The organism is Paenibacillus taichungensis, from assembly GCF_050994985.1.
Taxonomy (GTDB): domain Bacteria; phylum Bacillota; class Bacilli; order Paenibacillales; family Paenibacillaceae; genus Paenibacillus; species Paenibacillus taichungensis.
The window spans coordinates 3,172,763-3,185,345 of the sequence record NZ_CP194720.1 but is presented as its reverse complement, the minus strand read 5'-3'; the positions used below and the strand labels follow the sequence as shown (position 1 = coordinate 3,185,345).

General features: G+C 44.4%; 13 protein-coding genes. 9 read left to right on the top strand and 4 right to left on the bottom strand.

Going from position 1 to position 12,583, the window contains the following annotated elements; translation table 11 throughout:
* Window positions 1-89: 89 nt before the first annotated feature.
* Window positions 90-1,250 (top strand): leucine-rich repeat domain-containing protein, encoded by a 1,161-nt coding sequence (locus ACR1R9_RS14055; RefSeq protein ID WP_326064439.1) that lies wholly within the window; start codon window positions 90-92, stop codon window positions 1,248-1,250.
* Between the two features lie 38 nt (window positions 1,251-1,288).
* Here ACR1R9_RS14055 and ACR1R9_RS14050 read toward each other — a convergent pair whose 3' ends face one another.
* Entirely contained in the window at window positions 1,289-1,921 is a 633-nt protein-coding gene (locus tag ACR1R9_RS14050; RefSeq protein WP_090805861.1) for a nitroreductase family protein, read from the bottom strand.
* Window positions 1,922-2,050: 129 nt separating this feature from the next.
* On the opposite strand from ACR1R9_RS14050, the gene ACR1R9_RS14045 reads away from it, so the two are divergent.
* Entirely contained in the window at window positions 2,051-2,326 is a 276-nt protein-coding gene (locus ACR1R9_RS14045) for a hypothetical protein (protein ID WP_326064438.1), read from the top strand.
* 251 nt (window positions 2,327-2,577) lie between these two features.
* Here the strand turns inward: ACR1R9_RS14045 and ACR1R9_RS14040 are convergent, their stop codons facing one another.
* Window positions 2,578-3,192 (bottom strand): TetR/AcrR family transcriptional regulator, encoded by a 615-nt coding sequence (locus tag ACR1R9_RS14040; RefSeq protein ID WP_433923378.1) that lies wholly within the window; start codon window positions 3,190-3,192, stop codon window positions 2,578-2,580.
* A gap of 155 nt (window positions 3,193-3,347) precedes the next feature.
* Between ACR1R9_RS14040 and ACR1R9_RS14035 the strand changes: the two genes are divergently transcribed.
* Complete coding sequence (locus tag ACR1R9_RS14035; RefSeq protein ID WP_076291058.1) at window positions 3,348-4,118, top strand: alpha/beta fold hydrolase; 771 nt, start codon at window positions 3,348-3,350, stop codon at window positions 4,116-4,118.
* A gap of 207 nt (window positions 4,119-4,325) precedes the next feature.
* Here ACR1R9_RS14035 and ACR1R9_RS14030 read toward each other — a convergent pair whose 3' ends face one another.
* Both ACR1R9_RS14030 and ACR1R9_RS14025 read right to left on the bottom strand, forming a co-directional pair.
* Window positions 4,326-5,102 (bottom strand): M15 family metallopeptidase, encoded by a 777-nt coding sequence (locus ACR1R9_RS14030; protein WP_433923379.1) that lies wholly within the window; start codon window positions 5,100-5,102, stop codon window positions 4,326-4,328.
* Between the two features lie 246 nt (window positions 5,103-5,348).
* Window positions 5,349-5,711, bottom strand: coding sequence for an iron-sulfur cluster biosynthesis family protein (locus ACR1R9_RS14025; protein WP_310852799.1), 363 nt, complete (start codon window positions 5,709-5,711; stop codon window positions 5,349-5,351).
* Between the two features lie 167 nt (window positions 5,712-5,878).
* Here ACR1R9_RS14025 and ACR1R9_RS14020 point away from each other — a divergent pair, with 167 nt between their 5' ends.
* The 6 genes from ACR1R9_RS14020 to ACR1R9_RS13995 all read left to right on the top strand — a co-directional run bounded on the left by ACR1R9_RS14020 (window position 5,879) and on the right by ACR1R9_RS13995 (window position 12,520).
* A complete protein-coding gene (locus ACR1R9_RS14020) occupies window positions 5,879-6,463 on the top strand; it encodes a TetR/AcrR family transcriptional regulator (RefSeq protein WP_326064436.1) in 585 nt (194 codons plus the stop codon).
* 128 nt (window positions 6,464-6,591) lie between these two features.
* A complete protein-coding gene (locus ACR1R9_RS14015; protein WP_411835976.1) occupies window positions 6,592-7,443 on the top strand; it encodes an NAD(P)H-binding protein in 852 nt (283 codons plus the stop codon).
* 234 nt (window positions 7,444-7,677) lie between these two features.
* The gene (locus tag ACR1R9_RS14010) at window positions 7,678-8,721 is read left to right on the top strand and encodes an ABC transporter ATP-binding protein (protein ID WP_433923380.1); all 1,044 of its coding nucleotides are present in this window, start codon (window positions 7,678-7,680) and stop codon (window positions 8,719-8,721) included.
* Window positions 8,714-10,228 (top strand): osmoprotectant update ABC transporter permease/substrate-binding subunit OpuFB, encoded by a 1,515-nt coding sequence (gene opuFB / locus ACR1R9_RS14005; protein WP_433923381.1) that lies wholly within the window; start codon window positions 8,714-8,716, stop codon window positions 10,226-10,228. The genes ACR1R9_RS14010 and opuFB overlap by 8 nt, the downstream gene beginning before the upstream one ends.
* A 39-nt stretch (window positions 10,229-10,267) precedes the next feature.
* On the top strand, window positions 10,268-11,611 hold the full coding sequence (locus ACR1R9_RS14000) for a dihydrolipoyl dehydrogenase family protein (protein WP_310852802.1): 1,344 nt from the start codon (window positions 10,268-10,270) through the stop codon (window positions 11,609-11,611).
* A gap of 300 nt (window positions 11,612-11,911) precedes the next feature.
* Window positions 11,912-12,520: a DUF1349 domain-containing protein gene (locus tag ACR1R9_RS13995; protein ID WP_433923382.1), complete on the top strand. Its 609-nt coding sequence runs from the start codon at window positions 11,912-11,914 to the stop codon at window positions 12,518-12,520.
* The last annotated feature ends 63 nt before the right edge of the window (window positions 12,521-12,583 follow it).

Sequence of the window (12,583 nt, the reverse complement as noted above, 5' to 3'; positions counted from 1 at the left end):
TTCTTGTATCCGCATCAGCAAACACTTAGAATTGAAGTAATAATCATGACATTTGGAACGTAGCAGAAGTTAGGGGGAGAAGAATTGTAATGGATATTACCCGAGATTTTACGGACGAACTTTTTAAGCAATGGGTGCTGGTGCATTTCTGCGATAATCGAGGAACCATTCAGTCAAGCGATATCAATAACGTAACTTCACTGTCACTCGCGAATCAAAATTTTTCCAGTCTGGCGGGTTTAGAACACTTCAGTATGCTGGAAGAGCTGGATTGCTCGTATAATCAATTAACTGTGCTGGAAATAAGCCGTAATCCAAACCTGAAAACGCTGATTTGCAAAGAGAATCTACTTCTGTCACTAGATTTGAGTGAAAATTCGAAGCTGGAGATTCTGAATTGCAGCTTTAACCGACTTCGAGCTTTGGATGTAAGTAACAACCCCAAGCTTGTGAAGCTGGAGTGCCATTGGAATATGCTGTCGAGATTGAACCTGGATCATAATCCTTCTTTGAAGGAACTTAGCTGTAGCTATAACGCATTTTTTTCGCTCGAACTGCATCACAATAAGCTGCTGGAACGGCTCGAGTGCTCCAACAATTACATATTACATCTGGATGTCTCAAGCTGCATGAACTTGCTGGAAATCCGGTGCAATCATAATCATCTAACCGAACTGGATACGTGTAACAATCCGAAATTGGAAAGTGTACGATGTTTTAATAACCACATCTCAAAGTTGGACTTTAGTCAGAACGAGCGGCTTCAAGAGCTTTATTGTTCAGAAAATAAACTAACCGAACTGGATTCTGAACTCCACTCCAAATTGCTTAGAATCCAGTTTGGGAACAATCTGATCATTGAACCGGACATTAGCATTTCGGGGGTAGGAATCTTTCAATATGATGTTTCGATGTCATGCTATACAGCTACCTTGACGTACAAGGGACAAAATTTGGTCGTTACTACCGATGCTTCAACGAAAGCAGCTATGGACCAGTTGTCTCCAGTGATCGAGGAGGCCTGGAAACAGTTCGACGAATTATGTGAACAAACGCTTCAGGTTATAGGGAAGGCCCATCCGGACGAGGATGTAAATGGATTGATACTGGCTGACGTAGTATTTGAGGAAGGTGGCTGCTTCAGAATAGGTTATGATGCGGGTGATACACCTGCTGGAAGGCTCTATCTGTATGCTTCGTTTAACGAAAAAATGGATATTTCTGATGCGCTTATCTATGAAACGTATTAAAGCCACGAGAACGTGGCTTTTTTGTTTATAACTTTTAGTTATTCTGCATGCATTTTGTTGAAGCTGACATATTCGTTAATCGGTTTGCGGTATCCGCGCGGACGTTGTTTGGCTTCCGACTTTTTGCCGATTGTAATTAGCATGGCAGGGACATAATGGTCAGGAATATCCAGACTGCGTTGCAACTCTTCCGCATCGAAGCCAATCATGGGGCAGGTGTCCCAACCACGATCCTGAGCGATAAGCATCAATTGCATCGCTGACAGGCTAGCATTACGAATTGCATCTTCTCTCTGGAAGAACCTTCCCCGCGTTTCGTAAAATTCGATGACACTCTGTGATTCTTGCTCGTATTGAAACGGAGTCATCGCACCAAGGTTCAGCAGGCCCTCATTGATTGTGCGGATGTGATGGTGTGCGTTGACATCGCCGAGGACAACAATGACCGCAGAGGCCGTTTTTACTTTATATTGCTGGGAAGCTTCATAGACTTTTTCTTTCTGAACTGGGTCCGTCAGCACAAGATAGTGCGTATGCTGGAGGTTAAAGGCGGAAGGTGCGAATTTGTTCAAAGCAAACATCTCTTGCAATTCTGACTCTGGAATCTCAATTCCTTCTTCAAAAATAACGGCCGATCTACGGTTTTTGACCAGATTCTCCAATTCACTCATGGTAGTTCCCTCGCTTATGTATGGTTTATGAACTGACTATAACACACTAAGTTACTTTATGTAAGTATTGTTTTTGAATAGGACAAGATCTGCCTGCCATACGATAAAATAAAACAGAAGAGGTGATTCATGAAAACATTCATCACTAGGTACAGAGCTGGAAAGTCACGAAATGAATTTCAGGTATACGTCATCGAATCCTCCACGCTGAAACGTTTTTTGGTGGTGGAGATGGTACTGGGAACCATCGCGTATAATGTTGCACTTTTTTGGTTTCATAATGCACTTCTTGCTGGCGTTGGTTCCTGGGCTGGAACGGAGAGTGTGAAGAGGCTGCCAGTCGTTTTCAGAAAAATGACAGGTCGGCAGGAAGGTTCAGGAAGCATGAGCATGTTTTTTACTTAAGGAATAGACGGCTTATGGTTCCTTGGCTCTCTTTTTCAATTGCAAGGGACACCGGACACGTTATTTCCTAAAATGCTCCAAAACGTTACATATGGCCTAAACCCCGTTATAACGTGTCTGGGGTTCCTTAGCATTTTGCAGGCGCTTCTTCAACCTCTCCTACACGTCTCATCTTTTTTACACTCCATGTCTTCTGCTCCAACCCGAACGAGGAGAGAGGAACGCCATTTTTATATAAGTCTGGCGGCTAATCATCTCACCATTGTACCTCGCAAAAAAATTTCGACAATCTCCTTACCTATATTTAAATTGGAATCATATTCTCTTAATGTATCTACCTTATTGCCGATGACCATCATTGTTGAGAACGTTTGCGCGAGAAGCATGGAATTGTTGCTTCGAAGCAGGTTATTATCCATCGCATCTTTAAAATAATCAGCCAGCTCTACGTAAATTTTATTTTCCGCTACTCTGATTTCCTCAATCTGTTTCTCACTCAAATATCTCTCCGCATCTTTGAGCAGAGTCTCAATCTCCGCATGAGGATTAGCTAACCTTGCTTCTGCTACATGTAGCAGTCCTGTTTCCAGATTGTCTGCTTCTCTTAATAATCGTGACGTAGCTTGGTGCACATGTTTAAACATGGTCGTAACCGCGATCTTAAAAAGTTCCGGTTTACTGGTGAAGTGATAATAAATGGATGGTTTAGACACATTGCAAGCTTTAGCGATTTGTTGGAGTGAAACAGGTTCGTACCCATGCTCCATAAAGAGTTTGGCGGCCGTTTGAAGAATTATTTCTTGTACGGGTAAATCATCTTCTGCTTGTTTCGGTCTTCCTGGTGAGCGTTGTGAATCTGTATTCATTTTCATCATTACCTCCGTGAATATTTTATGACAACTTATCCATTGAATAAGATTAGACTTGTAATTTTACTTACCGGTAAATATAATTTACTAGAACTGAAGCAGCAAATCAATGATAACCTAATCCAAAATAATGATTGAAAGAGGTTTTAACTTTGGCAAAAACAGAGAAAAAAAACAAATGGACTAAAATATTGATATGGGGAGTTTCCCTCATCATAATTGTAATCATTGGCTTATTGGTATACCTCAATTCGATAACCTACAGTCCTTCCAATCAAGCGGAACTCGCTTTTCAGAACGATAATCAGGTCAAAGTAACAGAGGTCAAAGACGGTTATAAATTTGAGCCACAAACCGGGAAAGTAATCGAACCGAATATTATTTTTTATCCTGGAGGTTTAGTAGAACCGGAAAGCTACTCACCATTTGCCAGAGAACTGGCTCAACGGGGGCATCGCGTATATATTGCGGAAATGCCACTGAATCTAGCCATTTTCGGTCAAAATAAAGCGGACTCCTTTCTTGAAGAACACCCAGACGAATCATTTGTTATTGGGGGACACTCTTTAGGAGGTTCATTCGCAGCTAGATATGCTTCAGAACACAGTGAGAAGCTTGAGGGTGTATTTTTCTTGGCATCTTATGCGGATGAGGGCGGATCCATAAAAGACACTGATTTATCTGTTTTGCAAATTACAGGTACAGCAGATGGAGTTCTCAATAAAGAAGCTTGGGAAAGTGCCAAAACCAATCTACCTGCTGACACTTTGTATGTCAGTGTAGAAGGAGGAAACCATGGGCAATTTGGCTCTTATGGGAAGCAAAAAGGGGACAATGATCCAGCGATTGAGGAAGAGCAGCAATTAAAACAGGTTGTTGATGCTGTAGAGGAATGGAGCACAGAACTGAATAGTAAACCTTAGTCTGCTATGAATCTAACTTTACCTTTACATCAATGTGGTTGAACTGATCCTTATCTATTCGATTTGGAGAACGATTAAAATGTAGTAGATATGCAACAACAGGACGGGGCCCGAAATCGGGCCCCGTCCTGTTAGTTATCTGTCATTTACATACGATAGTTATATGAGAGTGGAATGAATACCTTTTGTCATCAGATTTCTACGGGTTTATTTGGCGCGCTCCAGGTACTGTTCAAGTGTAAGGTTCTGACTCGTAATTTCCCCCGCAATATACACGCCAACATAACGCACATGCCATGGCTCATAAGAGTAGCCTGTCAGTTTCTCCTGATCTTTGCCATAACGAATGATAAATCCGTATTTATGTGCATTGGCTTTCAGCCATTTGCCTTCCTTGGTGTTTCCAAAGCTTTGTTGCAAATCATATCCCGCTGATGCACTGGAGATATCCATCGCAAGACCCGTCTGATGTTCACTTTGTCCAGGACGAGCACTGGTTTTATTCGCAACGGCTTCGCCTTTGATACTTGCATTACGGTCAAAAATGGATTTTTGGGTAGCATAAGAGCGATAACCGGACACGGCTTTGATATCAATGCCGTCTTTTTTTGCTGCTGCGAATAAGTTCTCAATTGCGGTAGAGGCTACTTTACGCATTTGCTTTTTCGGACTGGAGCCGGAGAAGCTAAATGGGATGTTAGGAACAACCAGATCCTGAGGGGCATAGGTTGAAGGCAAGTTTCTCTTTTTATTCACTAGCACAACTGTACTTGATAGATTCGTTACCGTTGCCAAGCCACTGCTACTCGTTTTAATTGTGCGTCCAGGTGCATTATCGTGCAGGAATTGAGTGAAGCTGGAGCTGGCAGCAGATGCGACCGGATTCAGTTCCTTAGTGAAGGGCAGCGTTGTGAATGCTGAGCCTGCTACGACAGAACCTATAAGTATCGTGGATACGATGGATTTACGTGTAAAAGATTTCATGATGTGTGTTCCTCCTCGGGTTATATCAATCTCGTGCTTTGCTATATACCGAGTATACTAGAGGATTATATCCATAGGTTCTCCAATTGTTTCCGAGTTGTAAACAAAGTTTGCGAGATTCATAGCTTTTATTTGTCTGACGAGAAAAAGAGCACAAAAAAAGACTCTGCACCTTTTGTGCAAAGTCTTTCTGTATACATAGATAGGCGAATTAAATACTCTTTATTTCAGCCACGAACTTTTGAATTAAAGCTCGCATGAAACAGAATTTCCGGATTTTCCAGCCGTCACTGCGCGGGCATCCCGAACACGGACATTGCTGCTGAGTACACCGGAATCACTGCTTAGTTTGAAGGAAGGATAGTTGAGTTCCGTGTCCAGCTTCATGTGCTGCTCCAGGTTTAACTGTTGTTTCGGATCGACATAGAATGGCACCAGATTGGTTTCAATTTGTACATCCAGATCTTCGGGTTCGTCCACGATAAGTATGGCGATAATTCCGTTACAGCCACAACCTTCCATGTCATAGATCACTTTGAAATAGCCGGGCTGATCATTCAGGCTTTCAGTTAATCGCGCAGCAGCCAAATCTGTAATTTGAATATGCATATCGCTACACTCCTTTATATGTTGGCATGATTGTAATGGTAAATGGATTAATTCAACTTCTAATGTCATTATACCATTTTGGCAAAAAACAAAGCATTTATTTTCTTGACTGATCAGTCTGGAAAAGTGTATTCTTGTCTTAATCAAGCGGGAGGTGAGGTCTGAAATTGGGAAGAGCCAAGGAATTTGACACCGAAAGTGTTCTAAGAAAAGCCACGGCTGTATTTGGAGCCTATGGTTATGAAGGTACTTCGTTGACTGTACTGCTGAATGAGCTTGGTATTGCACGTCAAAGTTTGTATGACACTTATGGAACCAAGCATGATTTATTTGTCTCTGCCCTTAAATTTTATATTCAACAGAAAACAGAGGCGGGTATTCAGCTGTTGAATGAATGCACGAGTGTAAGGCAGGGGATGGAACAGCTTTTCAACGAAGCCGTTAATGTATTGACGGATGAGGAGCGTCGCAATGAATGTTTTATTATCAATAGCGCCGTGGAACAAGCACCCCAAAATCATGAGATTGCCGACTTTATTCAAGCGAGCAACAAGCTAATGGAAGATACTTTTCTTGCGGCGCTTATCCGTGGGCATAGAAACGGTGAATTTAACCATGCCGAGCATGAATTGCCCGGTATTTCCCGTTTTCTGAATTATTCCCGCCTGTCATTGACCTTCACGGCCAAGAGCGGTGCCAATACAGAGGTGTTGCGGGAGCTAGTGCGTACAACATTAAGAGTATTGAATTAATAGCAGTATATAAGCAAGGATTATGGTTGGATTTCTGAAAATGAACGCTTAGGGCGTTTATTTTTTCACCATTCTAGACTGATTAGTCTGGAAAGTGAACATAAAGCAAACCGAAGGAGGCAATGAAAATGATCAACGATAAACCTTTAACACTTATTACAGGAGCGAATGGAAAGACAGGAAGCCGCGTTGTTGCCATGCTTCAGAAGCACCACTATCCGGTGCGTCTGGCAGGGAGAAAGAAACCAGCTTCTTCTGATTCTGCCGACAACTATGTCTTTTTTGATTGGTACGATTCAACCACTTATGGTCCAGCGCTGAAAAATGTGGATCATGTGTACCTTGTCGTGCCCGTCATGGACAAGCACCCGGAAGCCGTAATGATTCCGTTCATCAAGGAAGCGTTATGGAGCGGCGTTAAACGATTCGTCTTGCTTGGCAGTGCTTCCGTTGATGAAGACGGACCTATATTTGGCAAAGTACATCAAAGCTTGAAGGAGCTTGCTCCTGAGTGGACTGTACTACAGCCTTCCTATTTTATGGAGAACTTTACAGAGGGACCGCATCGGGAGACGATGAAGCAGTTGGGTAAAATCTACAGTGCTGCTGGTGATGGTAAAATTGGTTTTGTCAGCGCAGATGATATCGCAGCAGTTGCCTTCTTTGCTCTGACAGATGTTGTCCCCCATAATACAGCTCATATCATTACGGGGCCAGAGACATTGTCTTATGGGCAAGTTGCGGACATCATTAGTCGTTTATTGGATCAGCGTATTCAGCATGAATCATTGTCGGATGCAGAACTGAGAAATAGCCTGATTCAGGCGGGAATGTCAGAAGATTACGCCACGGCTCTGGCAGGGCTGGATGTATTCATCCGTGAGGAAGGAAGAGAAGATCAAACGACGGAGACGGTATTGAAAGTCACAGGGCAAAGCCCGGTTTCGCTGGAGCAATTTATTAGGCAGCATATGCATTAAGGGAAATGATATAAGAATTATTATAAAAATATTGGAAGCAAATTCTGCTGAATAACAAGAAGACGATGCCGGAAGGCCCGTCTTTTTTGCTGATTGTTCAACCTTTACAGGTATCCGTTCGTATTCCAATTTCTACAGAAACAATAATACCCAATCCAGCACGGTGATTATATGCGTACGCTTTTGGGGAAATAGATGAGAATGAATGTTTGATAAAAGGAGAGAAGAGAACGGATGATTCAGTTCGAAAATGTATCCAAGCAATACCCTGATGGAACCCATGCTCTGCGTCAGGTTAATCTCAACATTAATAAGGGAGAGCTGTTCGTCATGATTGGTCCGAGCGGTTGCGGCAAAACCACAATGCTCAAAATGATTAATCGCCTGATCGAGCGGACAGATGGAACCGTACGAATTAACGAACGGCCTATCGATGAATATAACATTCATGAATTGCGCTGGAATATCGGATATGTGCTGCAACAGATTGCACTGTTCCCACACATGACAATTGCCGAAAATATTGCTGTTGTTCCTGAACTCCGAAAGTGGAAGTCAGAGCAAATCAAGGAGCGCGTACATAATTTGCTGGACATGGTTGGACTGAAAGGTACCACATACAGTGATCGCAAGCCTGCTGAGCTATCTGGTGGACAACAACAGAGAATCGGTGTATTGCGCGCACTCGCTGCCGATCCCGAAATTGTACTGATGGATGAACCGTTCAGTGCACTTGACCCGATGAGTCGCGAGAAATTACAGGACGATATTCTGGATATTCAGCGTCAGATGAAGAAGACGATTGTGTTTGTTACCCATGATATTCAGGAAGCGATGAAGCTGGGTGATCGTATCTGCATCATGAAGGACGGGCAAGTGTTACAGGTAGGCACCCCGGAAGAACTAATCCAGCAACCAGCCAATGAATTCGTACGTGACTTTGTCGGCAGTTCTGGTCCGGATAGGAGTTCACAGCCTGTATCTGGTGGAGGCGACCCGATGTATGAATTACAAACGACCTCCGGCGAACAAGAACGACTGATTTCTATATTTGATCTTGAATCGATCATGTCACCGCTCTCACCTGGACATGTGCCGAAGTCGGCCAAAACGGCTGTTCCCGTATCGATTACGCTGCCTGATTTTGTGGAAATCATGGCATCTCATGATCATTTACTGGTCGAGAAAGACCACCAGATTATAGGTCAGGTCAGTCGAGCCGATTTAATCCAGTACTGGTCCGGGCAGTTGCAGGAACGGGGTGAAGCGCATGAGTAGATTTACAGAGGTGTTCAGTGAGCGCAAAGGACAGTTATTATCCGCTCTCCTTGAGCATATTCAGATCTCATTTATCGCATTGTTCTTTGCCGTTCTGATCGCGATCCCGCTGGGCATTTATCTGACACGTAAACCAAGAGTGGCTGAGCCGATTATTGGGGTAACAGCCGTACTGCAAACAATCCCGTCCCTGGCCCTTCTCGGATTGCTCATTCCGTTATTCGGTATCGGTACATTTCCTGCGATTATTGCGCTTGTAGTGTATGCCTTGCTTCCGGTACTCCGCAACACGTATACGGGCATATCGGAAGTTGATCCTTCCATGGTCGAGGCAGCAAATGCAATGGGCATGAACAGTCGTCAACGTCTGACCAAAGTGGAGCTGCCACTCGCGATGCCTGTCATTATGGCAGGCATTCGTACCGCAATGGTTCTGATTGTAGGTACAGCCACGCTTGCTGCCCTGATTGGTGCAGGGGGGCTGGGTGAACTCATTTTGCTTGGTATTGATCGAAATGATACTTCATTGATTACTCTGGGAGCCATCCCAGCCGCATTACTTGCCATTTTGTTTGATGTGCTGCTCCGTCAGTTCCAACGTTTATCATTCAAGAAAACGCTGGTCACTCTCGGAACGCTCGCTCTGGTGGCCGTCCTGGTAATCACGATTCCTTGGCTCTCCCGTGGAGGGCAAAAAGATCTGGTTATTGCCGGCAAGCTGGGTGCCGAACCGGAGATTTTGATTAATATGTACAAATTGCTCATTGAAAAAGATACCGATCTGAAGGTTGAATTGAAACCAGGGTTGGGGAAAACCACATTTCTGTTCAATGCACTGAAATCAGGTGACATTGATATTTATCCGGAATTTACAGGTACCGCCATATCTGAATTTATGAAGGAAACCGCAGTTAGCACTGATCGCACAGAAGTGTATGAACAGGCAAGAGACGGGATGTTGAGCCAATTCAATATGGTTCTTCTGAACCCGATGGATTACAACAATACGTATACGTTGGCTGTGCCTCAGAAGGTTGCGGATCAGTATAATCTGAAGACCATATCGGATCTTAAGTCGGTACAGCAGCAGATCAAGGCAGGATTCACACTGGAATTCTCTGATCGGGAAGACGGATATGTTGGTATTCAGAAGAAGTATGGCATCAAATTCCCGAACGTGGCCACAATGGAACCGAAACTGCGTTATTCAGCCGTACAGCGTGGAGATATCAATTTGCTGGATGCTTACTCCACAGACAGTGAACTGAGACAGTATAAACTCGTTGTGCTGGAGGATGATCAGGAATTGTTCCCGCCATATCAGGGAGCGCCGATGCTCCGCAAAGAAACGGCAGATCAATATCCGCAGCTGGTAGAGGTACTGAATCAACTTGCAGGCCGAATCACGGACGATGAGATGCGTCAAATGAATTACGAAGTGAACGTTAATGGAGCGATTCCAGAACAAGTGGCAACGGACTATCTGCAAAAAGCAGGGTTATTATAGTTTGATATTTACGGTTATACATGAAGAGGAGGAACTAACATGACACAACCTTATGATCTGATCGCGATTGGAACTGGGAGCGCTGCAAGCTCGGTTATATCCCGCTGCGCTGAAGCCGGATGGAAAATTGCCGTAATTGATGAACGAGAGTTTGGCGGAACCTGTGCATTACGAGGCTGTGATCCCAAAAAAGTGCTTGCAGGAGCGGCTGAACTGATCGACTGGAATGAACGAATGAAGGGCAAGGGAGTGGAAGGTAACGCTTCTATTCAGTGGTCGGAACTTATGGCGTTCAAGCGAACATTTACGGAGAGTATTCCGAGAGCAAGTGAGGATAAGTTCAAGCAGGCCGGGATGCATACGTTCCATGGTAAGGCTTCATTCGTTGACGAAGATCACGTTCGTGTAGGGGACGAAATACTGCAGGGAAAACATATTCTAATTGCAACAGGTGCGCGTCCAGCACCACTTCCTATTGATGGTGCCGAGCATCTGAAATACAGCGATGATTTTCTTGATCTGGAACAGCTGCCGGATAAATTGGTTCTGGTCGGTGGCGGTTACATTGCTTTTGAATTTGCACATATTGCGGCAAGAGCTGGCACGGAAGTCCATATTATACATCGAGGCGAAGAGCCACTGGAACAGTTTGATTCGGAACTAGTGGACCTGCTGCTGCAAAAATCCGAAGAAGTAGGCATTCACGTACACTTGAATGCGGAAGTGAGGGCGATTCGTCAGCAGGGAAACACATATGTGGTCAGTGGAACCCGCAATGGGGCTGATCATCAATGGCAGTGTGGACTTGTCGTTCACGGAGCAGGGCGTATTCCGAATGTAGATGGGCTTGAACTGGAGAAGGGAAATGTCAGCTATACGAAAAAAGGCATCTCCGTTAATGAGTACTTGCAGAGCGAAAGCAATCCAAGAGTCTACGCGGCCGGCGATGTTACCGCAACGGAAGGACTTCCGTTGACTCCCCTTGCAGGCCAGGAATCACGCGCCGTATCCTTGAATCTGCTTGAAGGCAATCATAACAAACCTAATTATAAAGTAATGCCCTCCATTGTATTTACCGTGCCATCCCTGGGTTCTGTAGGTCTTACTGTGGAGCAGGCCAAAAAAGAGGGCTACGAGGTGAAAGTAAATGACATGTCGAAATGGTATACTTATAAACGTACGAATGAAAAATTTGCCATGGCCAAAGTTATAATCGACAAGGAAACAGGACGTATCCTGGGTGCCCATGTATTGGGTGGCAAAACAGAAGAACTGATTAACCTGTTCGCCATGGCAATTCAGTTCGATTTGACGACCGATCAGCTAAACACCATGAATTTTGCATATCCTACAGCCGCATCGGATATGGGCTCCTTATTTTAGATGAACTCATGTGTTGTGATTTGTGTCTATATAAAGTAAAAAGAAGATTACACGAAACGGAAAGTGCTGAACCCATCTGAAGAAGCGGAGCTAAAAGCTTTATGTAAGAAAGCTACTTCGGAAGCATTTGCCCCGCTTTTATCCCCGGATTTTTCCATTTGAAAATGGATCAAAAAAATCTGGGGATAAAAGCGATCGGAAGATGGTTCTGCAATTGAAGTATCAGAGTGTTATAGTCTTCAGTTCATTTTATATAGTAACGAGGTTACAAGACGTGAATGTGGAAGGAAGGGAAGAATCATGTCAATTAATTTCCATCGGATTCATGATGCCGAATGGACAACTGAACCGGTCCAAGCGCGAACGGAAGGTGACCGTCTGATTGTGGAGGCACAGGAGGGCAGTGACTTCTGGGAGAAGACCTTCTATGGTTTCTGCCATCAGAATGGACATGCCATGCTTGCCTCATGGGATGGAACCAAGGCAATTGAAGTATCATTTGATCTGAGTTCATTTACGGAATTGTATGATCAGGCAGGGTTAATGCTCTGGCATGGACAGGATCAATGGATCAAGGCGGGGGTAGAAGTAAATGACGGCGTGGCTCATGTAGGAGCGGTCGTAACGGATCGCTTTTCCGATTGGTCGCTTTCTCCTGTACCGGAGTGGGGTGGACGCATCGTTACCATTCGGGCTTCATACCATGATGAAGCCGTAGTTATTCGTGCCCGCACGGATGAGCATCCTTGGCGTACCATTCGGGTCGCGAGGTTTGCCTATCCGACGAACAAGCAAGCAGGCCCGTTTCTCTGTTCTCCGAAGCGTGCCGGGTTCGAGGTTGCGTTTACCAAATGGAAATTGACTGAACCGGATCAGGATCTGCACACTGACCCTCCCATTGCCGATTAATATGGGTTTGGTTGGGAAATGTGACGCTATCGAAAAAAACGAAAACAAGCAAGTCTTCCTTGG

Excerpts from the sequence above, each read along its gene's own strand:
- ACR1R9_RS14055 (WP_326064439.1), top strand. The coding sequence starts at position 90 with ATGGATATTACCCGAGATTTTACGGACGAACTTTTTAAGCAATGGGTG.
- ACR1R9_RS14050 (WP_090805861.1), bottom strand. The coding sequence starts at position 1,921 with ATGAGTGAATTGGAGAATCTGGTCAAAAACCGTAGATCGGCCGTTATT.
- ACR1R9_RS14045 (WP_326064438.1), top strand. The coding sequence starts at position 2,051 with ATGAAAACATTCATCACTAGGTACAGAGCTGGAAAGTCACGAAATGAA.
- ACR1R9_RS14040 (WP_433923378.1), bottom strand. The coding sequence starts at position 3,192 with ATGAATACAGATTCACAACGCTCACCAGGAAGACCGAAACAAGCAGAA.
- ACR1R9_RS14030 (WP_433923379.1), bottom strand. The coding sequence starts at position 5,102 with ATGAAATCTTTTACACGTAAATCCATCGTATCCACGATACTTATAGGT.
- ACR1R9_RS14025 (WP_310852799.1), bottom strand. The coding sequence starts at position 5,711 with ATGCATATTCAAATTACAGATTTGGCTGCTGCGCGATTAACTGAAAGC.
- ACR1R9_RS14015 (WP_411835976.1), top strand. The coding sequence starts at position 6,592 with ATGATCAACGATAAACCTTTAACACTTATTACAGGAGCGAATGGAAAG.
- ACR1R9_RS14010 (WP_433923380.1), top strand. The coding sequence starts at position 7,678 with ATGATTCAGTTCGAAAATGTATCCAAGCAATACCCTGATGGAACCCAT.
- opuFB (WP_433923381.1), top strand. The coding sequence starts at position 8,714 with ATGAGTAGATTTACAGAGGTGTTCAGTGAGCGCAAAGGACAGTTATTA.
- ACR1R9_RS14000 (WP_310852802.1), top strand. The coding sequence starts at position 10,268 with ATGACACAACCTTATGATCTGATCGCGATTGGAACTGGGAGCGCTGCA.
- ACR1R9_RS13995 (WP_433923382.1), top strand. The coding sequence starts at position 11,912 with ATGTCAATTAATTTCCATCGGATTCATGATGCCGAATGGACAACTGAA.